This window comes from Pseudoxanthomonas sp. CF385, from assembly GCF_900104255.1.
Lineage (GTDB): Bacteria > Pseudomonadota > Gammaproteobacteria > Xanthomonadales > Xanthomonadaceae > Pseudoxanthomonas_A.
This window is the reverse complement of the sequence record NZ_FNKZ01000001.1, coordinates 1,975,788-1,997,682: the sequence shown is the minus strand read 5'-3', so window position 1 is coordinate 1,997,682 and position 21,895 is coordinate 1,975,788. Positions and strand designations below refer to the sequence as shown.

Below are 21,895 nucleotides of genomic sequence, written 5' to 3'. Positions count from 1 at the left end.
CCTCACCACACCAGGTCGTCGGGCACCTGGTACTGCGGATCGGCGTAGGGATCTTCCCCGGCGGGTGCGTTCGGATCGACCCTCAGGGCCACGGCGGGCGCGAAGATCGCTTCGGCCTCGATCAGCACGACGGAGGTGACGAGCAGATAGCGCCCGTTCTGCTGCACCACGCCCAGCTCGCCGGCATTGAGCGCCTTCAACTGGTCCGCATTGACGTAGATCCGCTTGATCTTGCCGCCGTACGGGAAGTGCCGCGCGATGTCTGCCTCGGCGTCGTTCAACGCCTTGTCCTTGAGGAACTCCTCGAGCTTGGCTTTCGCTTCGCGACGCAGGCGCGCTTCTTCCTGTTTCACGCGCTCGGCTTCGATGCGCTCGTCCTTCTCGCGCTGCGCACGGATGGCGTACGCCTTCGCCAGGTCGATGTCTTCCTGCGAGCGCGGTTTGCGCCCCTGGCCCTGACCCTGACCTCGCCCTTGCCCTTGCCCTTGCCCTTGGGACGGGCGCGGCTTGCCGCCATGCCCGGCGCGCGGCGGCGGTCCATCCTTGCCAGGCGGCCGAGGGCCGGGCTTGCGCGCGTCGGGCTTGCGTTCGGGCTTGGGGGCGGGCTTGAAGCCCAGGCCCAGCAGTTGGTCGCGGAGGGTATCGCTCATCGGTCTTTCAGGGGGACGTACTGTCCCTACAGCGTATCAATAATGGGGTGGCGGCGGCTCGTTGGCGGGGTCCTCGAACAACGAGGACCGCACCTTGCCCAGTTCTTCCACCATGTGCCGCAGCAGCACCGCGGTGCGCTGGTTCTCGGCGCGCGCGTCAGCGAGCGCCTCGCTCAGCTCGCCTAGTGCGTGCTCCTGGAACGCCAGGCGCGTTTCCAGTTCCACCAGGCGGTGCTCCAGCGCGTCCCGCTGCAGCGGCAGGTCAGCCTGCATGTATCGATCTCCCCCGTCCAATCCCGTAGTAGGCGATGCCTGCGGCCTCGACTTCGCCGGGATCGTAAAGGTTGCGGCCGTCGAAGACCACGGCATCGGCCAGGGTCGCGTGCAGGCGGGCGAAATCCGGGCTGCGGAACTGCTTCCACTCGGTCACCACCACCAGCGCATCGGCGCCTTCCAGTGCGGCGCGGGCATCGGTACAAAGCACCAGGTCGTCGCGCTCGCCGAAAATACGGGACGCCTCTTCGCTGGCTTCCGGATCGTAGGCGCGGACGCGTGCGCCGGCCTCCCAGAGTTCCGCCAGCAACCGGCGGCTGCTCGCCTCGCGCATGTCGTCGGTGTTGGGTTTGAAGGCCAACCCCCACACGGCGAAGGTCTTGCCGCGCACGCCTTCGTCTTCGCCGCGGTCGTAGTGGCGCTGGATCAGTTCGAACAGGTGGCCCTTCTGGCGCTCGTTGACGCCCTCCACGGCCTGCAACAGCTGCGGCGCGTAGCCGTACTGCTGCGCGGTCTTGGCCAGCGCCTGCACGTCCTTCGGGAAACACGAGCCGCCATAACCGGCGCCCGGGTAGATGAAGTGCCAGCCGATGCGCGGGTCGGAACCGATGCCCTGGCGTACATGCTCGACATCCGCGCCCACGCGTTCGGCGATGTTGGCGATCTCGTTCATGAAGCTGATCTTGGTCGCCAGCATCGCATTGGCCGCGTACTTGGTCAGCTCGGCCGAACGCACGTCCATCACCACGAAGCGCTCGTGGTTGCGGTTGAACGGCGCGTACAGCCTGCGCAGCTTGTCCACGGCCTGCGGACGCGCGGCGCCGATGATGATGCGGTCCGGCCGCATGCAGTCGTTGACCGCATCGCCTTCCTTCAGGAATTCCGGGTTGGACACCACGTCGAAGGCCACGTCGACGCCGCGCGACGCCAGTTCGGCCTCGATGGTCGCCTTCACCTTGTCCGCGGTGCCGACCGGCACGGTGGACTTGTTCACCACCGTGCAGGGACGCTCGATATGGCGGCCGATGGTTCTCGCCACGGCCAGCACGTACTGCAGATCCGCGCTGCCGTCCTCGTCGGGCGGCGTGCCCACCGCGATGAAGAGCACGTCGCCGTGTGTCAGCGCCGCCGCGGCATCGGTCGTGAAGTTGAGTCGGCCCGCTGCATGGTTGGCCTTCACCATCGGCGACAGGCCGGGCTCGTAGATCGGCACGACGCCCTGGTTCAGTCCGTCGACCTTGGCCGGGTCGATATCGACGCAGACCACGTCATGTCCGACTTCCGCCAGGCACGTACCCGTCACCAACCCAACGTAACCCGTGCCGAAAATGGCAACTCGCATGCAGCGGCCTCCTGGACCTAGTCGTGGCTATTACAGCCGACGACTATTGCAGGATGCCCATCAACTCCACGTCAAACGTGAGGGTCGCATCCGGGCCGATCTTGCCGCCGGGCGCACCGCCCGAACCGTAGGCCAGGCCGGAAGGAATCCAGAAACGGTACTTCGCACCCACGGGCATCAGCGAAACACCTTCGGTCCAACCCGCGATCACGCCGTTGAGCGGGAATTCAGCCGGCTGGCCGCGCTCGTACGAGCTGTCGAAGACGTCTCCGTTCAACAGCTTGCCTTCGTAATTGACGCGCACGCGGCTGGTCGGCATCGGACGCTGGCCGTTGCCCTGGCGCAGCACCATGTACTGCAGGCCCGACGGCGTGGTGATCACGCCCGGCTTGGCCTTGTTCTCGGCGAGGAACTTCGCGCCCTCGTCACGGTTGCGCTGGGCGAGGCCCGCCTGGCGCTTGGTCAGGTAGGCCTTCATCTCGGCCTGCGCCTGTTCAACCGTCATCAGCGGCGTACCGCTGTTGCCGGCCACGGCGCGCACGGCCTGCGTGAGCACGGACGGATCCACCACGTCCTTGAACGGCAGCAGCGAGGGGCCGACGACGTAGGTACCCAGGAACAGCCCCACCTTCGTCTTGTCGACCGGCGGCGGTGTGCTGCCCGGCGGCATGCCCGGGATGGTCTGGCCATCGGCCACGGCGAGATTCACGCGCAGCAGCTGGTCGGTGGCCTGCGCTTCCTGTTCGGAAATCAGCGCCGGCTTGCCAGCGAACGTATTGACGATCGCGCGCTCGAACGCAGCGGTGTCGAGGAACGGGCCCACCGGCTGCAGCGAACTGCCGACGTCCACGCCGATGGCGTAGCTGACCTTGTCGCGCTCGGTGTCCAGCGCGGTTTTTCCCTGTGCAGACACGCTGCCTCCCAGCATCGAAAACGAGATTCCCAACAACGCGGCAATGCCGCGGACCGACCGCTTCATCCTTCTCACTCCTGGAACCTGCGCCGGGTGGATGGCGCTAACTCCTTATTGTGGCATGCCGGCCGCCCCGCACGGCAGCAGGGTCAGCGCTTCGCACGCGGTGCGGCCAGCTCGCGCTCGATCGCAGCGACCAGCGCCGGATCGTCCGGCTTGATCTTGCTGGGGAAGTTCGCGACCACGCGACCGTCGCGGGAGATCAGGTACTTGTGGAAGTTCCATCCCGGTGCGGTGCCCGTGGCTTCGGTGAGCGCCTTGTACAAGGGCGTGGCGTTCTCGCCGATCACGGACACCTTCTCGAACATCGGGAACTTCACCCCGTAGGTGAGCGTGCAGAACTCCTGGATTTCCTTCTCGCTACCGGGTTCCTGTCCCTTGAAGTCGTTGGAAGGGAAACCCAGCACCGCAAAGCCCTTTCCCGCGTACCGCTGGTTCAGCGCTTCCAATCCCTCGTATTGAGGCGTGTAACCGCACTTACTGGCGGTATTGACCACCAGCAGCACCTGCCCGGTGTACTTTTCCTTCAGGTTCACGGGGCTCTTTCCGCTCAGGGGGCGGTAGCTGACATCGAGCAGACCGGCCGCCAGGACGGTCGCGGCAGTCCCGAGGAGCGCCACAAAAGCAAATGATTTCAGTAACTTGGATGTCATGATCTGCTCCGCTAGTACGAACATGACAAGTATGCCTTCAGTTGGGTGACAAAACCCCACAAGGGAGTTGACGCCCTGTGTTTTGGTGTTATAGTTGAATACAACACCACTCACCCAACTCAGCGGGGGATGCCATGAACCAGAAACTGACCCACACACTGCCCAGCCTGGCCGTCGGCGGCCTGCTGCTGGCGATCGGTGTGCTGGCGACCGTCACCGGCGCCCGCACGGCCGAAGTGGAATCCGCCGCGCTGGCCGCGCTGGAATCCGATGCCCGCGAGATTGCAGGCGATGACGGCAACCCGGACACGCGGCAGCACAAGCGTCGCGCCCGGGCTTCGCTGGCCATGCCCTACTTCTCCTTTGGCCAATCGCTGCGTCCGAGGAGCTGAGCCATGACGTCCATCCAATGGAGCGACGGCGCTCCCATCTACCGCCAGCTGAAGGATCGTGTGATCGCCATGATGCTGGACGGGATCCTGAAGCCGGGCGACGCCCTGCCCTCCGTGCGCCAGGTGGCCGCGGAGTACCAGCTGAATCCGATCACCGTATCGCGCGCCTATCAGGAGCTGGCCGACGAGGCCCTGGTGGAGAAGCGCCGCGGCCTGGGCATGTTCGTCACCGACGAAGCGTCCAAGAAGCTGCGCGGCAGCGAGCGCGAGCGGTTCCTGACCGAAGAATGGCCGGCCGTCGCCGAGCGCATCGAGCGCCTGGGCCTGTCTATCGAAGAGCTGCTGCAATCCAAGGGGAACAAGTGATGAATGCCGCAATCGCCAACACCGTGGTCACTGCCCACGGTCTTCGCAAGGGCTACAAGAACAAGCTGGCGCTGGACAACACCAGCTTCGAGATCGAGGCGGGCAAGATCATCGGTCTGATCGGTCCCAACGGCGCGGGCAAGACCACCGCGCTGAAGGCCATCCTCGGCCTGACGCCGTTCGAGGGCCAGCTGCGGGTGCTGGGCCTGGATCCGCGCAAGGACCGCGACGAACTGATGAAGGACGTCTGCTTCATCGCCGACGTGGCCGTGCTGCCGCGCTGGATGAAGGTCAAGGAAGCCATCGATTTCGTCGAAGGCGTGCACCCCCGCTTCGATCGGGCCAAGTGCGAGCGATTCATCGCCAACACCCAGCTCAAGCCCAACCTGCGCGTCCGCGAGATGTCCAAGGGCATGATCGTGCAGCTGCACCTGGCGCTGGTGATGGCGATCGACGCCAAACTGCTGGTCCTGGACGAACCCACGCTCGGCCTGGACATCCTCTACCGCAAGCAGTTCTACCAACGCCTGCTGGAAGACTACTTCGACGAGCAGAAGACCATCATCGTCACCACCCACCAGGTCGAGGAGATCGAACACATCCTCACCGACGTGATGTTCATCCGCGACGGCAAGATCGTGCTGACCGCGCAGATGGACGAAGTTGCCGAGCGCTACACCGAAGTGCTCGTCGGCGGCGCCGAGGCGGCCGATCAGGCGCGTGCCCTGAAACCGATCGATGAACGTGCCCTGCCCTTCGGCAAGACCGTGCTGCTCTTCGACGGCGTGCCGCAGGCGCAGCTCGCCCCGCTGGGCGAAACCCGTACCCCTGGCCTGGCCGACCTGTTCGTCGCCATCATGAAAGGAACCTACGCATGAACGCCGTGACTTCGACGTTGGGCAAGCCCTCCAAGCCGGGCGCGTTCAAGTGGCTGATCAAGCGCGAGTTCTGGGAGAACCGCGGCGGCTTCTTCTGGGCGCCGGTGATCACCGGCGGCATCTTCCTGGTGCTGAACCTGATCCTGGCCGTCATCGGCAGCATCGCGGCGCGCCGCTCGATGGGCGATGGCGGCTTCGTCATCGACGACGCACCGGAAAAGGCGCACCAGATCGTCGGCGGGATCGGCGACGGCATGTTGCTGGGCGGCGTGATCCTCGCCTGCGTGGTGCTGGCGTTCGTGGTGTTCTTCTACGCCCTGGGCACCCTGTACGACGACCGCCGCGACCGCAGCGTCCTGTTCTGGAAGTCGTTGCCGGTCTCGGACACCCACATGGTGCTGTCGAAGCTGGCCTGGGCGCTGGTCCTGGCGCCGCTGCTGGCCATCGGCATCGGCATCCTGATCGGCGTGGCGATGTGGCTGATCTCGGCGCTGACCATCACCGTCAACGGCCTGCCGGCCGGTGGCGCGATGTTCACCCATTCGCACCCCTTGCGCGTCATCGGCGGTGTGATCAGTTCGCTGCCCGTCTACGTGTTCTGGTCGCTGCCGGCGATCGGCTGGCTGATGTTCTGCTCGGCGTGGGCACGCAGCAAGCCGTTCCTGTGGGCCGTGCTGGTGCCGGTGCTGGCCTGCGTGATCATCAGCATGACCGACATCCTGCCGGGCCTGAACATCCGCCATGACCTGGTCTGGTACACGGTGGTCTACCGCGGCCTGCTGAGCGTGGTGCCGGGCGCCTGGTTCCCGACCCTGCAGGGCGGTGCCGCCGGCGCGCATACCGAGATCAACACGCCCGACGAACTGGCCAACGCCATCGACCTGACGCGCAGCTGGCAGGCATTCGCCTCGGCGGACATCTGGATCGGCGCGGTCATCGGCATCGCCCTGATCGTCGGCGCGATCTACCTGCGCCGCTGGCGCGAAAGCGAATAAGCCTGGACACGGTGGCGGCTGCGGCCGCCACCCCATTCTCCATTCAACGAGGACGCCCCCATGCCCCGCACTGCCCTCCTGCGTACGCTCCCCCTCGTCGCCGCCCTGGCGCTGGCAGCCTGCCAGCCGGCCCAGGACAAGCACGACAACGCCCCCACCGGCATCGCCGCCAAGGCGATGGACGAAGCCCGCAAGGGCCTCGGTGAAGCCAGCCAGGAACTGCAGAAGGCCCAGAGCGAGATCGACGCGGCGCGCAAGAAGCTGGCGACCGAGAACCTCACGCTCAACCGCAACGAGAACCAGCAGCTGCCGAAAGCGGAGATCACACCCGCCGGCGACCTGCTGATCGAAGGCAAGTCCGTGGCCACTACGCCTGAGCAGAAAGAGAAGGTGCTGGCCTACCGCGGCGCGATGATCACCGTGGTCGGCGACGGCATGGCGATCGGCATGGAAGGCGCGAAGGTCGGCATCGATGCGGCAGCAAGCGCACTCAAGGGCGTGCTGTCCGGCCAGTCGGGCGACGAGATCGGCAAGCAGGTCGGCGCGGAAGCCAAGACCAAGATCAAGCCGATGGTCGACCAGCTCTGCGGCCGCCTGCCGGCGCTGCTCACGGCGCAGCAGGCGCTCGCGGCGTCCGTGCCGGAGTTCAAGCCGTACGCCAGCATGGACCAGGCCGACGTGGACGACTGCGCCAACCAGTCCGACTGGAACTTCTGATTCCCGCCACCCGGAGAACGACCGCATGCGCATGTCGACCACCGCCCCCTTGCTGTTCCTCGCGACCGCGCTGCTCGCGGCACCCGCGTTCGCGCAGGGGGAACACTGCAAGCATTCCGCCCCGCGCCAGTTGAAGCTGGACACGGCCGGCGCCAAGGCCATCGTGTTCGACATCGGCCACAACGACCTGCGCGTGGACGCCTCGCCCGGCGCGGCCGTCTCGCTGCAAGGCAAGGCCTGCGCGTCGCAGGCCGATGCGCTGCCCAGCCTGAAGCTGTCCCAGGAACGCGTCGGCGACAAGCTGGTGGTGCGCGTCTGGCGCGAGGGGCGCTTCAGTGGCGTGTTCTTCGGCAACAACTACGCCTACCAGACCCTGTCGGTGACCCTCCCGGACACCCTCCCCGTGCAGCTCAAGGTCGGCTCCGGCGATGCGGTCGTCACCGGCTCGCCGGTGCTGAGCGCCGACGTGGGTTCCGGCGATGTCGCCGCACGCGGCATCCGCGGACTGGCAGCGGTGTCGGTCGGTTCCGGCGACATCGAACTGGACGATGTCGGCGCGGTGCGCGTGATCTCCATCGGCTCCGGCGATGTCACCGCACGGGGCGTTCGCGGTGCCGTCCATGTCGGCAGCATCGGCTCGGGCGACTTCACCCTGGTGCGCGGCACCGGCAGCGTCGAGATCGGCTCGATCGGTTCCGGCGACGCCGAAGTACGCGATGTCGGCGGCGACGTCGTCGTCGGGTCGGTCGGCTCCGGCGGCGTGGAAGCCCGCAACGTCGCGGGCGCGCTCACCGTGCGCTCCATCGGCAGCGGCGACGTGCACCACGAAGGCGTGAAGGGCGCCATCGATCTCCCGAAACATCATTGAGTTCCAAGGAATGACCATGACCCGATTCGCACCGCTCGCATTCGCGCTCTCCCTCGTCCTCCTGTCCGCCTGTTCGGGCAAGGACAAGGCGCCCGATTCCGGCACCCGCATCGAAGCGTCCGGCGCGTTGTGGGGCCAGAACCTCACGCTCAACGCGACCGGCCAGCCGAAGGCGGAAATATCCGCCAAGGGCGACTTCATCATCGACGGCAAGAAAGTCGAGGTGAACGACGCGCAGCGCGCGCTGCTGGTGGCTTACCACCGCGAACTGGGCGGCATCGCCGATGCCGGCATCGCCACCGGCAAGGAAGGCGCCAAGCTCGCCGGCAAGGCGGTGGGCGCCGCGGTGAAGGGCATCTTCAGCGGCAACCCGGACCAGATCGACAAGGAGATCGAGGCGGAAGCCAAGAAGGTCGAAGCCGAAGCGATGAAGATCTGCGACCGCCTGCCGGGCCTGTACAAGGCGCAGCAGGAACTCGCCGCCGCCCTCCCCGCCTTCCTGCCGTATGCCTCCATGGACGAAGGCGATGTCGAGGATTGCCGTACCGAGCAGAACGAAAGCCACGAGGCCGGCGAAGACGTCGGCCGCGCCATCGGCCAGGCGATCAAGGACGACGACGGCGGCGCGAAGAATGCCGCCTCGGAAGCCGACGCCGCTGCGGCGGAGCCGGCCAAGCCCTGATCCCGTCGAATACGATCCGCCGCCGCACCACGGCGGACGGGTTCAACCGCCTCCGCCGCCCGCCTTGCCGTGGATGCCGCCCTTGGCGAGCACGGCCGGATCCAGCAGCGGCTTCAGCGTCTTCTCCGGCAACCCGGTGACCTCGCGCGCCACATCCAGTACAGGCCGGTTCTGCTTGTACGCCTGCTTGGCGATGGCGGCACCCTTCTCGTAGCCGATCACCGGGTTCAGCGCCGTCACCAGGATCGGATTGCGGTCCAGCGCTTCCTTGACCCGCGCATCGCGCACCTTCAGCCCCGCGATGCAGTCGTCCGCCAGCAGCCGCGACACGTTCGACAGCAGGTGCATCGCATCCAGCAGGTTGTGCGCGATCAGCGGCAGGGTGACGTTGAGCTGGAAGTTGCCGGTCTGGCCCGCCACCGTCACCGCGGTGTGGTAACCCATCACCTGCGCGCAGACCATCACGGTCGCTTCGGGGATCACCGGGTTCACCTTGCCGGGCATGATCGAACTGCCGGGCTGCAGTGCCGGGAGCTCCACTTCGCCCAGGCCGGCCAGCGGCCCGGAATTCATCCAGCGCAGGTCGTTGGCGATCTTGGTCAGGGCCACGGCCAGCGCAGTGAGCTGGCCCGACAGTTCGACGGCATCGTCCTGCGCGGCCAGGCCTTCGAACTTGTTGGCCGCGCTTTCGAAGCGGGTGCCGGTGTCGGCCGACAGCGCCTTCGCCACGCGCGCGCCGAAGCGCGGATCGGCGTTGATCCCGGTGCCGATCGCCGTGCCGCCCAACGGCAACCGGCGCACGCGCTTCAGGGTGTCCTCGATACGTGCCTGCGCGGACGACAGTTGCGCCGACCACGCCGAGAACTCCTGGCCGAAGGTCAGCGGCATGGCGTCCATCAGGTGCGTGCGGCCGGTCTTGACCACCTTGCCCAGCGCGCGACCCCGCGCATCGATCGTCTTGCGCAGGTGCTTGATCGCCGGCAGCAGGTCTTCGACCGCCGCCAGCTGTGCGGCCACGCGGATGGCCGTGGGGATGACGTCGTTCGAACTCTGGCCGAGGTTGACGTGATCGTTCGGGTGGACCTGCACCTTGCCCGCGCGCGAGGCCAGGGTGGCGATCACCTCGTTGGCATTCATGTTGGACGAAGTGCCCGAGCCGGTCTGGTAGACATCGATCGGAAAGTGGGCGTCGTGATCGCCACGTGCGACCTCGTTCGCGGCTACCTGCACGGCCTTGGCGACGCCCTTGGGCAGCAGGCCCAGGCCTGCGTTGACCTCCGCGGCGGCGGCCTTGACCAGACCCAGCGCGCGGATGAACCCGCGCGGCATCGGCCGGCCGGAAATCGGGAAGTTCTGCACGGCCCGCTGCGTCTGGGCGCCCCAGAGCGCGTCCGCGGGAACCCGCAGTTCGCCCATGCTGTCGTGTTCGACGCGGGTGCGGCCCGCGGTCTTCTTGCTGGTCATGCACCGTCTCCTGGCAGGAATTCACGGCTTGCGCACCGGCTGAAGGCCGGTGGCTGGCGGGGCCGACAGGATACGCCAGGCCGGTTCGGCCGCTTCCCGGGGTAAAATGAAACGATCCTTTTCAGCCCTCCCCGCCCCCCATGTCGGAATCGTCCCTGCTCGCCCTCTCCCCGCTCGACGGCCGCTACGCCGGCAAGGTCGATGCGCTGCGCCCGATCTTCTCCGAGTACGGCCTGATCCGCGCCCGCGTGAAGGTGGAGATCGAGTGGCTGCTCGCGCTGGCCGCGGAGCCGGGCATCGCCGAACTGGCTGCGTTCTCCGACGGCGCGAAAGCCCGCCTGCGCACGCTGGCCGACGGCTTCAGCGTCGCCCACGCCGCCCGCGTGAAGGAGATCGAACGCACCACCAACCATGACGTCAAGGCGGTGGAGTACTTCATCAAGGAGCAGCTGAAGGACGACGCCGAACTCGCGCCCGCGCTGGAGTTCGTGCACTTCGCCTGCACCAGCGAAGACATCAACAATCTGTCTTACGGCCTGATGCTGGAGCAGGCCCGCCGGGACGTGCTGCTGCCTTCGCTGGACAGCGTCGCGGCCACGCTGCGCGCGCTCGCCCACGCGCAGGCCGCGCAGCCGATGCTGTCGCGCACGCATGGCCAGACTGCTTCGCCGACCACCCTCGGCAAGGAACTCGCCAACGTCGTCGCCCGCCTCGAGCGCCAGCGCGCGCAGATCGCCGCGGTGGAACTGACCGGCAAGATCAATGGCGCGGTCGGCAACTACAACGCCCACGTGGCCAGCTATCCGGACGTCGACTGGCCGGCCTTCGCCCAGCGTTTCGTCGAAGGCCTCGGCCTGGTGTTCAATCCGTACACCACCCAGATCGAACCGCACGACAACATCGCCGAGATCGGCGATGCGGCGCGCCGCGCCAACACCCTCCTGGTCGACCTCGCCCGCGACATCTGGGGCTACATCTCGCTGGGCTATTTCAAGCAACGGCTCAAGGAAGGCGAAGTCGGCAGCTCCACCATGCCGCACAAGGTCAACCCGATCGACTTCGAGAACGCCGAGGGCAACTTCGGCATCGCCAATGCGTTGTTCGAGCACTTCAGCGCCAAGCTGCCGATCAGCCGCTGGCAACGCGACCTGACCGACTCCACCGTGCTGCGTGCGCTGGGCACCGCGTTCGGCCACACCCAAGTGGCACTGGATTCGCTGGCCAAGGGGCTGGGCAAGCTTGAAGTGAACCCGCAGCGCCTGGACGCCGACCTCGACGCCGCCTGGGAAGTGCTGGCCGAGGCCGTGCAGACGGTCATGCGCCGCCATGGCCTGCCGAACCCGTACGAACAGCTGAAGGCGCTGACGCGCGGCCAGGGCATCACCGCCGATTCGATGCGGGCCTTCATCGAGTCGCTCGACCTGCCGGCGGACGCCAAGCAGCGCCTGCGCGAGATGACGCCGGGAAGCTACACCGGCCTGGCAGAACGCCTCGCACGGGACATCTGACCCGCGGAGGCGGGAACGACGATGCACCTGCTGATCAACATCGACGTGCCCGACCTGCCTGCCGCCGAGGCGTTGTACACGCACGCCTTCGGCCTCACTGCGGGGCGCCGCTTCGGCGATGGCAGCGTGGAGCTGCTCGGCGCGCAGGCGCCGATCTATGTGCTGCAGAACCCCGCCGGGTCCGTTGCCGCCGCCGACGCGCGCCGTGATTACGCCCGCCACTGGACGCCGGTGCACCTGGACGTCGTGGTGGATCACCTGGAACCTGCCCTGGCCCGCGCCCTCACGGCCGGACTGCGGCAGGAAACCGACATCCGCGAAGCGAACTGGGGCCGCATCGTGCGGCTGGCCGATCCCTGGGGCCATGGCTGGTGCCTGCTGCAGTTCGTCAACCGTGGCTACGACGAGATCGCCACATGACCCTGCGCTGCCGCTTCATCGCCTGCCTGATCGCCCTCGCGCTGCCGTTCGCGGCCGCCGCGACCGATGCGCCCGCCGCAAAAGCGTGCGCCGACGACGCCGGTTGGAACGATCCTGCCACCCCGCTGCGCGTGTACGGCAACACATGGTTCGTCGGCACGTGCGGGATCAGCGCGCTGCTGGTGACCTCCGACGCCGGCCACATCCTGATCGATGCGGCCACACCCCAGGCTGGCCCGCAGATCCTGGCCAACATCCGCGCCCTGGGCTTCAAACCCGAGGATGTGCGCGCCATCGTCTTCTCGCACGAACACCACGACCATGCGGGGAGCCTGGCCGAGCTCCAGCGGGCCACCGCTGCGCCCGTGTATGCGCGCGCGCCGGCCGTGGGCGTGCTGAAGCGCGGCAAGCCCGATCGTAGCGATCCGCAATTCGAAGTGTCCGAGCCCCTCGCCCCGGTCGAACGCGTCGTCGCCCTTGCCGACGATGGCGTCGTGCGCGTCGGCCCGCTGGCCTTGCAGGCCATCGCATCGCCCGGCCATACGCCGGGCGGCACCAGCTGGACCTGGCGCAGCTGCGAAGGCGATGTCTGCCACCAGATGGTCTACGCCGACAGCCTGACGGCGATCTCCGACGATGTGTACCGCTACAGCGACGAACACGCGCACCCCGGTTACGTGGCGGCGTTTCGCGACACGCTGGCGAGGATCGCTGCGCTGGACTGCGACGTGCTGGTCACGCCGCATCCGTCGGCGAGCCGGCTGTGGACCCGGATCGGCCCCGGCGCCCAGGCGCCGCTCTCCGATACCGGCGCCTGCCGTGCGTACGCGAACGCCGCGACCCAGCGCCTGGACAAACGCCTGTCGGACGAAGCGGCATCGTCGTCCGCCGCCACGCCTCGCCCTTGATCGGCATCAATGACGGGCCCGGCGTCCGTCGCGATCCTGACGCTCCTTTATTTGTTGTGCCCACCGGCCCCTCACCGCCCATGACCAAGAAGACCACCGCCTCCCGTCCCGCCACCGCGCTGCCGTTCGAGATCCAGGCCACGCGCGAGCATCCGCTGGGCATGCCCGCGGAACGCTTCCTGCGCGACTATTGGCACAAGCGGCCGCTGCTGATCCGCAACGCCTTCCCGGACTTCGAAACGCCGGTGCAGCCGGAAGACCTCGCCGGCCTGGCCTGCGAAGAAGGGGTGCTGGCGCGGATGATCAGTTTCGATCGCGCCGCCGGCACGTGGGACGTGCGCACCGGCCCGTTCCAGGAAGAGGATTTCCCCGGCCTGCCCGACCACGACTGGACCCTGCTGGTGCAGGACGTCGACAAGTGGGATGCCGACATCCGCACGCTGCTGGAGCAGTTCCGCTTCCTGCCGCGTTGGCGGGTGGACGACATCATGATCAGCTTCGCGGCCACCGGCGGCTCGGTCGGCGCGCACGTGGACCACTACGACGTGTTCCTGCTGCAGGCGCAGGGCGAACGCCGCTGGATGATCGACGCGCGCGTGGCGATGGGGAGGCCGGCGCCCGACCTCGGGTTCCAGGAGGACGTGGCGATCAAGCTGCTGCGCACCTTCGAACCCACCCACGAATGGGTGCTCTCCCCCGGCGACATGCTGTACCTGCCGCCGCTGGTGCCGCACCACGGCGTGGCAGAGAATCCGTGCCTGACCTTCTCGGTCGGCATGCGCGCGCCGTCCTCGGCCGAACTGATCGCCGACTACCTGGACACCCTGGTGGCCGACGCCGACGAGGCGCTCCGCTACCACGACGAAGACCTCACGGCGCCGCAGGACCCGTACGAGATCGATGCGCGCGCGATGGAGCGCGTGATCGAGGCCCTGAATGCCCTGCGCATGAACGATCCAGACCGCGTGGGCGACTGGTTCGGCCGGTTCATCACCACCTACCGCGCCTCCGGCGACGTGATGCCGGGCCCCGACGCCCGCTCGCGGATCGAGCTGGAGTGGGACCTGCAGCAGGGCGCGCAGCTGCTCCGCCATCCCTTCTCGCGCTTCGCCTGGCGCCGCCGGCACAAGGACGCGACGCTGTTCTGCAACGGCGTGGACTACGTACTGCCGGTGAAGGATGCCCGCCAGCTCGCGGCCCTCGACACGCTCGACGGCGCGACCTACACCGCGCTCAGCGCCGCCGGCCGCGACGCGGTCATGGCCCTCGCCGCACAGGGCCATTACCAACTGGCCCTGGACGATGACGATCCGGACGGGGAGGGCGAGGCCCCATGAGCATCGACTATCGCGTGGATGCGGTCGACTACACCACCGCGCTGGATGACCTGCGACGGATCCGCGACGTGGTGTTCGTCGAGGAACAGGGCGTGCCCAGCGAGCTCGAACGGGACGCCCTCGACCCGCTGTGCCACCACGTGATCGCCCGCGACGCTGACGGGCAGCCCATCGGTACCGGCCGGCTCACCCCGGACCACCGGATCGGCCGCATGGCGGTGCTGTCTGCGTGGCGCAACCGGGGTGTCGGAGAGGCCCTGCTGCACGCCCTGCTGGCCGAAGCCCGTCGGCGCCAGTGGCCGGCGGTATCCCTGCATGCGCAGGTGGAGGCCGAACGGTTCTACGCACGCCAGGGTTTCCTGCCCGAAGGCGAGCGATTCTTCGAGGCCGGCATCGAGCACCAGGGCATGCGCCGGGTCCTGGGCGGCACGGCCACCATCGCCCACCGGGCCGAGGCTGTGGCCATCACCAGCGCCGTCGTCGTGCAGGCGCGTCGCTCGCTGGCGATCTACAGCCGCGCGCTCGACCCCGGGCTGTGGGACGCATCACCCGTAATGGACGCCCTGCGCCGCTTCGCCACCCACCGCACCGGCGTGCAGGTCCAGGTGCTCCTGCAGGACGCCACCACGCCCCAGCAGGCGCTCGCCCCCCTGATCGGCCTGGGCCAACGGCTGCCCAGCGTCTTCCAGTTCCGCGAAGTGCAGGACCCGGTGGACCTGCCCTATACGGCCGCCTTCGTCGCCAACGACGACCACGGCTACTACTACCGCCCGCTGGGCCATCGCTTCGATGGCGAGGCCGGCCTCGAGCATGCGGGCCGCGCCCGCCAGTTGCGCAACGAGTTCACGCAGATGTGGGAACGCGCGCGCCCGGTCACGGAATTCCGCGCGCTCGGCCTCTGATAGAAGCCTCCGAAACCTCGCCACGACGGCCTTCGTGGACCCGTGCCCTGCGTCTTTAGTCCAATCCGGTTACGCCCCCTTCCCGGCATGGGGGTATAATTTCTGGGTTTTCGTCCATGTCCGTCGGACATCGCGCGACATGGACCGTAAGCGCCTCCCCGACTACCCCACAGCACGCCATCGCCATCGTGGACAATCTCCTGAAGCAGTTCGCGCAATCCTCGCAGCTCAACGGGGGCAACGCCTCCTACGTCGAAGACCTGTACGAGCAGTACCTCGTCGCCCCGGACAGCGTGGGCCCCAAGTGGAAGGCCTACTTCGACGGATTCAAGGGTCACGAGGCCGGTGACGTCCCCCACTCGGTGGTGATCCAGCAGATCACCGAGGCGGCCCGCCAGGCCGCCAACAACGGCCACGTCGTGGCCGCGGGTGGCGACGAGCGCGAGCGCAACATCGGCCGCCTGATCACCGCCTACCGTTCGCGCGGCCACCTCGGCGCGCAGATCGACCCGCTGGGCCTGACCCCGCCGGTCAATCCGCCCGATCTGGAGCTGTCGTTCCACGACCTCTCCGACAAGGACCTGGACAGCGAGTTCAGCACCGGCAATGTCGGTGGCCACGCGCGCATGAAGCTGCGCGACCTGCTGGCGCGGCTGAAGGCCACCTACACCGGCCCGATCGGTGTGGAGTTCATGCACATCTCGGAAGTCGAGCAGCGCCAGTGGCTGTACCAGCGCCTCGAGACCGCCGGCGGCCAGTTCGGCCTGTCCGACGATGCCAAGCGCCGCACCCTCGAGCGCCTGACCGCCGCCGAGGGCCTGGAGCGCTATCTGCACACCAAGTACGTCGGCCAGAAGCGCTTCTCGCTGGAGGGCGGCGACGCGCTGATCCCGCTGCTGGACACCACCATCCGGAGCGCGGGCGAAGGCGGGGTCAAGGACATCGTGGTCGGCATGGCCCACCGCGGCCGCTTGAACGTGCTGGTCAACACGCTGGGCAAGAGCCCGCGCAAGCTGTTCGACGAGTTCGAAGGCAAGTTCGAGCACGACAACAGCCTGGCCCACGCCGGCGACGTGAAGTACCACATGGGCTTCTCCGCCGACATCGCCACCCCCGGTGGACCGGTCCACCTGGCGCTGGCCTTCAACCCGTCGCACCTCGAGATCGTGGACCCGGTCGTGGCCGGCAGCGTCCGCTCGCGCCAGGAGCGCCGCAGCGACGCCGCGCGCCAGGCCGTACTGCCGATCATCATGCACGGCGACGCCGCGTTCGCTGGCCAGGGCGTGGTGATGGAGCTGTTCCAGATGTCGCAGGCGCGCGGTTTCGCCGTCGGCGGCACGCTGCACATCGTCATCAACAACCAGATCGGCTTCACCACCAGCAACAAGGAAGACTCGCGCTCCACGCTGTACTGCACCGACGTGGCCAAGATGGTCGGCGCGCCGGTGTTCCATGTGAACGGCGACGATCCGGAAGCGGTGGTCTTCGTGGCGCAGCTCGCCTACGACTTCCGCCAGCAGTTCAAGAAGGACGTGGTCATCGACCTGGTGTGCTATCGCCGCCACGGCCACAACGAGGCCGACGAGCCGGCGGCCACGCAGCCGGTGATGTACCAGACCATCCGCAAGCACGCGACGACGCGCGAAATGTACGCCGCGAAGCTGGAAGGCGCCGGCGTGATCCCCGCCGAGGGCGGCAAGGCGCTGGCGGACGAGTTCCGCAACAAGCTGGATTCCGGCGAAGTCACCACCGAGCTCGCCAAGCAGAAGGGCGACGAGCTGGCGATCGACTGGTCGCGCTACCTGTCCGGGAAGGTCAGCGATCCGGTCGACACCAAGGTCAAGCGCAAGTCGCTGGATTCGCTGGCCAAGATCATCACCACCATCCCGGCCGGCGTCGTGCTGCACCCGCGCGTGGCCAAGATCTACGAAGACCGCGTGAAGATGGCCGCCGGCGAACTGCCGGGCGACTGGGGCTTCGCCGAGAACCTCGCCTACGCCACCCTGCTGGCCGAAGGCCACGGCCTGCGCCTGGTCGGCCAGGACGCGGGCCGGGGCACGTTCTTCCACCGCCACGCGATCCTCCACGACCAGAAGACCGACAGCTATTACCTGCCGTTGCGCCAGTTGGTGGAACAGCCCGAACAGGCCACCGTCATCGACTCGCTGCTGAGCGAGGAAGCGGTCATGGCGTTCGAGTACGGCTTTTCGACCACCGATCCCAACACGCTGTGCATCTGGGAAGCGCAGTTCGGCGACTTCGCCAACGGCGCGCAGGTGGTGATCGACCAGTTCATCGCCGCGGGCGAAGCCAAGTGGGGACGCATCAGCGGCCTGACCCTGCTGCTGCCGCACGGCTACGAAGGCCAGGGCCCCGAGCACAGCTCGGCGCGCCTGGAGCGCTTCCTGCAGCTGTGCGCGCTGGAGAACATGCTGGTCTGCGTGCCGACCACGCCGGCCCAGGCCTACCACATGCTGCGCAGGCAGATGCGCATGACCACGCGCAAGCCGCTGATCGTCATGACGCCGAAGTCGCTGCTGCGCCACAAGCTGGCGGTGTCCACCCTGGACGACCTGGCCAACGGCGAATTCCAGCACCTGATCCCGGACGCCGCCGCGGACGCGAAGAAGGTCAAGCGCGTCGTCGCATGTTCGGGCAAGGTCTATTACGACCTGCTGGAAGATGCGCAGAAGCGCGGCCAGGACGACGTGGCGATCCTGCGCGTCGAACAGCTCTACCCGTTCCCGCGCGAGCAGCTCGCCGCCGAACTCAAGCGCTACGGCAAGGCCACCGAAGTCATCTGGTGCCAAGAAGAGCCGCAGAACCAAGGCGCGTGGTACCAGATCAAGCACCACCTGCAGGCCTGCCTGGCCGACAAGCAGACGCTGCATTACGCGGGTCGCCCGCGCTCGCCCTCGCCCGCCGCCGGCCATTTCGCCGAGCACGTCGAGGAGCAGCTGAAACTGGTCGCCGATGCGCTGGTCAACAAGCTCGGCAGCGACAACGTCGCCGAGTAAGCACACCCGAATTCCAACGAACAACAACACCACCAGGACGCCCCATCCAATGGCCACTGAAGTCAAAGTTCCGGTTCTTCCCGAGTCCGTCTCCGACGCCACCATCGCCGCCTGGCACAAGAAGGTGGGCGATGCGGTCAAGCGCGACGAGAACCTGATGGACCTGGAAACCGACAAGGTCGTGCTGGAAGTGCCCTCGCCGGTCGACGGCGTGCTGAAGGAGATCAAGTTCAAGGAAGGCGACACGGTGACCAGCCAGCAGCTGCTGGCGATCATCGAGGAAGGTGCGGCCGCCGCCGCGCCCGCCCCTGCCGCAGAAGAGAAGAAGCCGGCCGCCGGCGCCCAGGAAGTCCAGCCCAAGGCCGAGGCCGCGAAGGCCGAAGCCGCCGCGCCGGCGAGCACCAAGCCGGCCCCGGTCGGCACCGACGCGCTGCCCCCGGGCGCGCGCTTCACCGCCGTCACCCAGGGCATCGATCCGGCGAACGTGGAAGGCACCGGCCGTCGTGGCGCCGTGACCAAGGAAGACCTGGTCAACTACGCCAGCGGCAAGACCGCCGGCGTGTCCGGCGGCGCGCGTCCGGAAGAACGCGTGCCGATGACCCGCATCCGCACGCGCATCGCCGAGCGCCTGATGCAGTCCAAGAACTCCATCGCCATGCTGACCTCGTTCAACGAAGTCAACCTGGGCAAGGTCATGGAGATGCGCAAGGAGCTGCAGGACGACTTCGTGAAGGCCAACGGCATCAAGCTCGGCTTCATGAGCTTCTTCGCCAAGGCCGCCGCCAATGCGCTGCAGCGCCACCCGATCGTCAACGCCTCGGTCGACGGCAACGACATCATCTATCACGGGTATTCCGACATCTCGATCGCCGTCTCCACCGAGAAGGGCCTGGTCACGCCGGTGCTGCGCAACGTCGAGCGCATGGGCTTCGGCGACATCGAGAAGGGCATCGCCGAGTACGCCAAGAAGGCGCGCGACGGCAAGCTGGGCCTGGAAGACCTGCAGGGCGGCACCTTCACCATCACCAACGGCGGCACCTTCGGTTCGCTGATGTCCACCCCGATCGTCAACCCGCCGCAGAGCGCCATCCTGGGCATGCACGCCATCAAGGACCGCGCCATCGTCGAGAACGGCCAGGTGATCGCCGCGCCGATGATGTACATCGCGCTGTCCTACGACCACCGCATCATCGACGGCAAGGACGCGGTGCTGTTCCTGGTGGACATCAAAAACCAGCTGGAAAATCCGCACCGCATGCTCCTGGGCATGTAACGACGCGCGGCTCCCCACGGGGGGCTGGAAAGGGGCCCTGCGGGGCCCCATTTCCTTCCACGAGACACCGCCACCGTCCACTCATGGACGCACAAGGCAAAGGACACTGAAATGGCTGAACAATTCGACGTCGTCGTCATCGGTGCCGGCCCGGCCGGCTACCACGCCGCCATCCGCGCCGCGCAGCTGGGCATGAAGGTCGCCTGCATCGACGCCGCGCTCGGCAAGGACGGCAAGCCCGCGCTGGGCGGTACCTGCCTGCGCGTGGGCTGCGTGCCGTCCAAGGCGCTGCTGGACTCCTCGCGCCAGTACTGGAACATGAGCCACCTGTTCGGCGACCACGGCATCACCTTCAAGGACGCCAAGATCGACGTCGAGGCGATGGTCGGCCGCAAGGACAAGATCGTGAAGCAGTTCACCGGCGGCATCGCGATGCTGTTCAAGGCGAACAAGATCACCCCGTACTACGGCTTCGGCCAGCTGCAGCCCGGCAACGTCGTCAAGGTGAAGCAGCACGACGGCAGCGACGTCGAGCTCAAGGGCACCAACGTCATCATCGCCTCGGGTTCGGATTCGATCGAACTGCCGTTCGCCAAGTTCGACAACGAGTACATCGTCGACAACGTCGGCGCGCTGGACTTCACCGAAGTGCCGAAGCGTCTGGCCGTGATCGGTGCCGGCGTGATCGGCCTCGAGCTGGGCAGCGTGTGGAAGCGCCTCGGCGCCGAGGTGGTGATCCTGGAAGCGCTGCCGGAATTCCTGGCCGCCGCCGACGCCGAGATCGCCAAGGTCGCGGCGAAGGAATTCAAGAAGCAGGGCCTGGACATCCGCCTTGGCGCGAAGGTCAGCAAGACCGAGCTCACCGGCAAGGGCAAGAAGAAGGAAGTCGTGGTCACCTACAGCGACGCCGAAGGCGAGAAGACGCTGACGGTGGACAAGCTGCTGGTCGCCGTGGGCCGCAAGGCCGCGAGCAAGGGCCTGCTGGCCGACGGCACCGGCGTGAAGCTGACCGACCGCGGTCAGATCGAAGTCGACGACCACTGCCACACCGGCGTGGACGGTGTCTGGGCCGTCGGCGACTGCGTGCGCGGCCCGATGCTGGCGCACAAGGGCTTCGAGGAAGGCATCGCCGTGGCGGAACTGATCGCAGGCTTGCCGGGCCACGTCAACTTCGACACCGTGCCGTGGGTCATCTACACCGAGCCGGAAATCGCCTGGGTCGGCAAGACCGAGCAGCAGCTCAAGGCCGAGGGCGTGCCGTACAAGGTGGGCACCTTCCCGTTCGCCGCCATCGCCCGTGCGGTCGCGATGGGCGAACCGGCCGGCCTGGTGAAGGTCATCGCGCATGAGGAGACCGACCTGATCCTGGGCTTGCACGCCGTCGGCGTGGGCGTCTCGGAACTCGTGCACGAAGGCGTGATCGCGATGGAGTTCAAGGGCTCGGCCGACGACCTGGCGCGCATCTGCCATGCGCACCCGACCCTGTCGGAAGCCATCCACGACGCCGCGATGGCCGTGCACAAGCGTTCGATCCACAAGGCCAACTGAGGCCCGCACGGCGACCGCGCGAACGCGGGTCGCCGAGATACCGCATGCGCCAGGCGAAGCCTGGCGTTTTGCGTTTCAGACAACACGCACTACAGGACAGCGACATGAAGAGCATCTGCGTCTACTGCGGCTCCAACGCCGGTAGCAAGCCCGTCTACACCGAACGCGCCGTCGCCCTGGGCGAGCGCATCGCGAGGGAGGGCATGCAGTTGGTCTACGGCGGCGGCAACGTCGGCCTGATGGGCATCGTCGCCGACGCGGTCCTCGCCGCGGGCGGTGAGGTGATCGGCGTGATCCCGGAGCAACTGGTGGGTTGGGAAGTGGCGCACAAGGGCGTCACCCGGCTTGAGGTGGTCGCCAACATGCACGAGCGCAAGAAGCGCATGTTCGACCTGTCCGATGCCTTCGTCGCCCTGCCCGGCGGCTTCGGCACGCTGGACGAGATGTTCGAGATGCTGACCTGGCGCCAGCTCGGCATCGGCGATAAGCCCTGCGCCTTCCTCGACGTGGAAGGCTTCTACACGCCGCTGATGGGCATGATCGACCGCATGGTGGAGGAGCGCTTCCTGCACCCGGAACAGCGCAACGACCTGTGGCACGGCGACGACCTCGACGCGATGGTCGCCTGGATGCGCGCCTATTCGCCGGCGCAGGCCGACAAGTGGATGGACGAGAAGCGGCGGAAGTCGCTGCGTTGATCGGTCGCGCGACGCATTAGACCAAAGTCCG

The 21,895-nt window shown here is 67.4% G+C and carries 22 protein-coding genes; 16 read left to right on the top strand and 6 right to left on the bottom strand.

Features of this window, described 5'->3' with window-relative positions; all coding sequences use genetic code 11:
* Positions 1–2: 2 nt before the first annotated feature.
* The 5 genes from BLT45_RS09345 to BLT45_RS09325 all read right to left on the bottom strand — a co-directional run bounded on the left by BLT45_RS09345 (position 3) and on the right by BLT45_RS09325 (position 3,891).
* Entirely contained in the window at positions 3–650 is a 648-nt protein-coding gene (locus tag BLT45_RS09345; RefSeq protein ID WP_093297818.1) for a DUF2058 domain-containing protein, read from the bottom strand.
* A 36-nt stretch (positions 651–686) separates the two neighbouring features.
* A complete protein-coding gene (locus tag BLT45_RS09340; protein WP_093297815.1) occupies positions 687–923 on the bottom strand; it encodes a SlyX family protein in 237 nt (78 codons plus the stop codon).
* A complete protein-coding gene (locus BLT45_RS09335; protein WP_093297811.1) occupies positions 913–2,265 on the bottom strand; it encodes a UDP-glucose dehydrogenase family protein in 1,353 nt (450 codons plus the stop codon). The genes BLT45_RS09340 and BLT45_RS09335 overlap by 11 nt, the downstream gene beginning before the upstream one ends.
* Before the next feature lie 43 nt (positions 2,266–2,308).
* Positions 2,309–3,193, bottom strand: a complete 885-nt coding sequence (locus tag BLT45_RS09330; RefSeq protein ID WP_254771851.1) for an FKBP-type peptidyl-prolyl cis-trans isomerase — start codon at positions 3,191–3,193, stop codon at positions 2,309–2,311.
* A gap of 134 nt (positions 3,194–3,327) precedes the next feature.
* Positions 3,328–3,891, bottom strand: coding sequence for a glutathione peroxidase (locus tag BLT45_RS09325; protein ID WP_093298799.1), 564 nt, complete (start codon positions 3,889–3,891; stop codon positions 3,328–3,330).
* A 134-nt stretch (positions 3,892–4,025) separates the two neighbouring features.
* On the opposite strand from BLT45_RS09325, the gene BLT45_RS09320 reads away from it, so the two are divergent.
* The 7 genes from BLT45_RS09320 to BLT45_RS09290 are packed head-to-tail and all read left to right on the top strand — an operon-like array spanning position 4,026 to position 8,789.
* Positions 4,026–4,283, top strand: a complete 258-nt coding sequence (locus tag BLT45_RS09320) for a hypothetical protein (RefSeq protein WP_093297805.1) — start codon at positions 4,026–4,028, stop codon at positions 4,281–4,283.
* A gap of 3 nt (positions 4,284–4,286) precedes the next feature.
* Positions 4,287–4,649 (top strand): GntR family transcriptional regulator, encoded by a 363-nt coding sequence (locus BLT45_RS09315; protein ID WP_093297801.1) that lies wholly within the window; start codon positions 4,287–4,289, stop codon positions 4,647–4,649.
* The gene (locus tag BLT45_RS09310) at positions 4,649–5,527 is read left to right on the top strand and encodes an ABC transporter ATP-binding protein (RefSeq protein ID WP_093297798.1); all 879 of its coding nucleotides are present in this window, start codon (positions 4,649–4,651) and stop codon (positions 5,525–5,527) included. The genes BLT45_RS09315 and BLT45_RS09310 overlap by 1 nt, the downstream gene beginning before the upstream one ends.
* The gene (locus BLT45_RS09305) at positions 5,524–6,522 is read left to right on the top strand and encodes an ABC transporter permease (RefSeq protein ID WP_093297795.1); all 999 of its coding nucleotides are present in this window, start codon (positions 5,524–5,526) and stop codon (positions 6,520–6,522) included. Before BLT45_RS09310 ends, BLT45_RS09305 begins: the two co-directional genes overlap by 4 nt.
* A gap of 60 nt (positions 6,523–6,582) precedes the next feature.
* Positions 6,583–7,239: a YggN family protein gene (locus tag BLT45_RS09300; RefSeq protein ID WP_093297789.1), complete on the top strand. Its 657-nt coding sequence runs from the start codon at positions 6,583–6,585 to the stop codon at positions 7,237–7,239.
* Between the two features lie 31 nt (positions 7,240–7,270).
* Complete coding sequence (locus tag BLT45_RS09295) at positions 7,271–8,107, top strand: DUF4097 family beta strand repeat-containing protein (RefSeq protein ID WP_093298796.1); 837 nt, start codon at positions 7,271–7,273, stop codon at positions 8,105–8,107.
* Between the two features lie 16 nt (positions 8,108–8,123).
* Positions 8,124–8,789: a DUF2884 family protein gene (locus BLT45_RS09290; protein ID WP_139187973.1), complete on the top strand. Its 666-nt coding sequence runs from the start codon at positions 8,124–8,126 to the stop codon at positions 8,787–8,789.
* Positions 8,790–8,831: 42 nt separating this feature from the next.
* Here BLT45_RS09290 and BLT45_RS09285 read toward each other — a convergent pair whose 3' ends face one another.
* Positions 8,832–10,253, bottom strand: a complete 1,422-nt coding sequence (locus BLT45_RS09285; RefSeq protein WP_093297782.1) for a class II fumarate hydratase — start codon at positions 10,251–10,253, stop codon at positions 8,832–8,834.
* 140 nt (positions 10,254–10,393) lie between these two features.
* Between BLT45_RS09285 and purB the strand changes: the two genes are divergently transcribed.
* The 9 genes from purB (at position 10,394) to BLT45_RS09240 (ending at position 21,864) form a co-directional block, all read left to right on the top strand.
* The gene (gene purB / locus BLT45_RS09280; protein WP_093297779.1) at positions 10,394–11,761 is read left to right on the top strand and encodes an adenylosuccinate lyase; all 1,368 of its coding nucleotides are present in this window, start codon (positions 10,394–10,396) and stop codon (positions 11,759–11,761) included.
* Between the two features lie 21 nt (positions 11,762–11,782).
* The gene (locus tag BLT45_RS09275; RefSeq protein ID WP_093297776.1) at positions 11,783–12,181 is read left to right on the top strand and encodes a VOC family protein; all 399 of its coding nucleotides are present in this window, start codon (positions 11,783–11,785) and stop codon (positions 12,179–12,181) included.
* A complete protein-coding gene (gene bla, locus BLT45_RS09270; protein WP_093297772.1) occupies positions 12,178–13,089 on the top strand; it encodes a subclass B3 metallo-beta-lactamase in 912 nt (303 codons plus the stop codon). The genes BLT45_RS09275 and bla overlap by 4 nt, the downstream gene beginning before the upstream one ends.
* Positions 13,090–13,169: 80 nt before the next feature.
* A complete protein-coding gene (locus BLT45_RS09265) occupies positions 13,170–14,426 on the top strand; it encodes a ribosomal protein uL16 3-hydroxylase (protein WP_093297769.1) in 1,257 nt (418 codons plus the stop codon).
* Positions 14,423–15,328 (top strand): GNAT family N-acetyltransferase, encoded by a 906-nt coding sequence (locus BLT45_RS09260; RefSeq protein WP_093297766.1) that lies wholly within the window; start codon positions 14,423–14,425, stop codon positions 15,326–15,328. The genes BLT45_RS09265 and BLT45_RS09260 overlap by 4 nt, the downstream gene beginning before the upstream one ends.
* A gap of 188 nt (positions 15,329–15,516) precedes the next feature.
* Complete coding sequence (locus BLT45_RS09255; protein ID WP_093297763.1) at positions 15,517–18,345, top strand: 2-oxoglutarate dehydrogenase E1 component; 2,829 nt, start codon at positions 15,517–15,519, stop codon at positions 18,343–18,345.
* A 49-nt stretch (positions 18,346–18,394) separates the two neighbouring features.
* A complete protein-coding gene (gene sucB / locus BLT45_RS09250) occupies positions 18,395–19,618 on the top strand; it encodes a dihydrolipoyllysine-residue succinyltransferase (protein WP_093297760.1) in 1,224 nt (407 codons plus the stop codon).
* A 111-nt stretch (positions 19,619–19,729) separates the two neighbouring features.
* The gene (lpdA, locus tag BLT45_RS09245) at positions 19,730–21,166 is read left to right on the top strand and encodes a dihydrolipoyl dehydrogenase (protein WP_093297757.1); all 1,437 of its coding nucleotides are present in this window, start codon (positions 19,730–19,732) and stop codon (positions 21,164–21,166) included.
* Positions 21,167–21,270: 104 nt separating this feature from the next.
* A complete protein-coding gene (locus BLT45_RS09240; RefSeq protein ID WP_093297754.1) occupies positions 21,271–21,864 on the top strand; it encodes an LOG family protein in 594 nt (197 codons plus the stop codon).
* The last annotated feature ends 31 nt before the right edge of the window (positions 21,865–21,895 follow it).

What these genes read in the sequence shown, in the direction of transcription:
- lpdA (WP_093297757.1), top strand. Translation starts at nt 19,730, where the DNA reads ATGGCTGAACAATTCGACGTCGTCGTCATCGGTGCCGGCCCGGCCGGC.
- BLT45_RS09320 (WP_093297805.1), top strand. Translation starts at nt 4,026, where the DNA reads ATGAACCAGAAACTGACCCACACACTGCCCAGCCTGGCCGTCGGCGGC.
- BLT45_RS09345 (WP_093297818.1), bottom strand. Translation starts at nt 650, where the DNA reads ATGAGCGATACCCTCCGCGACCAACTGCTGGGCCTGGGCTTCAAGCCC.
- BLT45_RS09340 (WP_093297815.1), bottom strand. Translation starts at nt 923, where the DNA reads ATGCAGGCTGACCTGCCGCTGCAGCGGGACGCGCTGGAGCACCGCCTG.
- BLT45_RS09300 (WP_093297789.1), top strand. Translation starts at nt 6,583, where the DNA reads ATGCCCCGCACTGCCCTCCTGCGTACGCTCCCCCTCGTCGCCGCCCTG.
- BLT45_RS09325 (WP_093298799.1), bottom strand. Translation starts at nt 3,891, where the DNA reads ATGACATCCAAGTTACTGAAATCATTTGCTTTTGTGGCGCTCCTCGGG.
- BLT45_RS09290 (WP_139187973.1), top strand. Translation starts at nt 8,124, where the DNA reads ATGACCCGATTCGCACCGCTCGCATTCGCGCTCTCCCTCGTCCTCCTG.
- BLT45_RS09265 (WP_093297769.1), top strand. Translation starts at nt 13,170, where the DNA reads ATGACCAAGAAGACCACCGCCTCCCGTCCCGCCACCGCGCTGCCGTTC.
- BLT45_RS09305 (WP_093297795.1), top strand. Translation starts at nt 5,524, where the DNA reads ATGAACGCCGTGACTTCGACGTTGGGCAAGCCCTCCAAGCCGGGCGCG.
- sucB (WP_093297760.1), top strand. Translation starts at nt 18,395, where the DNA reads ATGGCCACTGAAGTCAAAGTTCCGGTTCTTCCCGAGTCCGTCTCCGAC.
- BLT45_RS09335 (WP_093297811.1), bottom strand. Translation starts at nt 2,265, where the DNA reads ATGCGAGTTGCCATTTTCGGCACGGGTTACGTTGGGTTGGTGACGGGT.
- BLT45_RS09275 (WP_093297776.1), top strand. Translation starts at nt 11,783, where the DNA reads ATGCACCTGCTGATCAACATCGACGTGCCCGACCTGCCTGCCGCCGAG.
- BLT45_RS09315 (WP_093297801.1), top strand. Translation starts at nt 4,287, where the DNA reads ATGACGTCCATCCAATGGAGCGACGGCGCTCCCATCTACCGCCAGCTG.
- BLT45_RS09310 (WP_093297798.1), top strand. Translation starts at nt 4,649, where the DNA reads ATGAATGCCGCAATCGCCAACACCGTGGTCACTGCCCACGGTCTTCGC.
- BLT45_RS09260 (WP_093297766.1), top strand. Translation starts at nt 14,423, where the DNA reads ATGAGCATCGACTATCGCGTGGATGCGGTCGACTACACCACCGCGCTG.
- BLT45_RS09285 (WP_093297782.1), bottom strand. Translation starts at nt 10,253, where the DNA reads ATGACCAGCAAGAAGACCGCGGGCCGCACCCGCGTCGAACACGACAGC.
- BLT45_RS09330 (WP_254771851.1), bottom strand. Translation starts at nt 3,193, where the DNA reads ATGCTGGGAGGCAGCGTGTCTGCACAGGGAAAAACCGCGCTGGACACC.
- BLT45_RS09240 (WP_093297754.1), top strand. Translation starts at nt 21,271, where the DNA reads ATGAAGAGCATCTGCGTCTACTGCGGCTCCAACGCCGGTAGCAAGCCC.
- bla (WP_093297772.1), top strand. Translation starts at nt 12,178, where the DNA reads ATGACCCTGCGCTGCCGCTTCATCGCCTGCCTGATCGCCCTCGCGCTG.
- purB (WP_093297779.1), top strand. Translation starts at nt 10,394, where the DNA reads ATGTCGGAATCGTCCCTGCTCGCCCTCTCCCCGCTCGACGGCCGCTAC.
- BLT45_RS09295 (WP_093298796.1), top strand. Translation starts at nt 7,271, where the DNA reads ATGTCGACCACCGCCCCCTTGCTGTTCCTCGCGACCGCGCTGCTCGCG.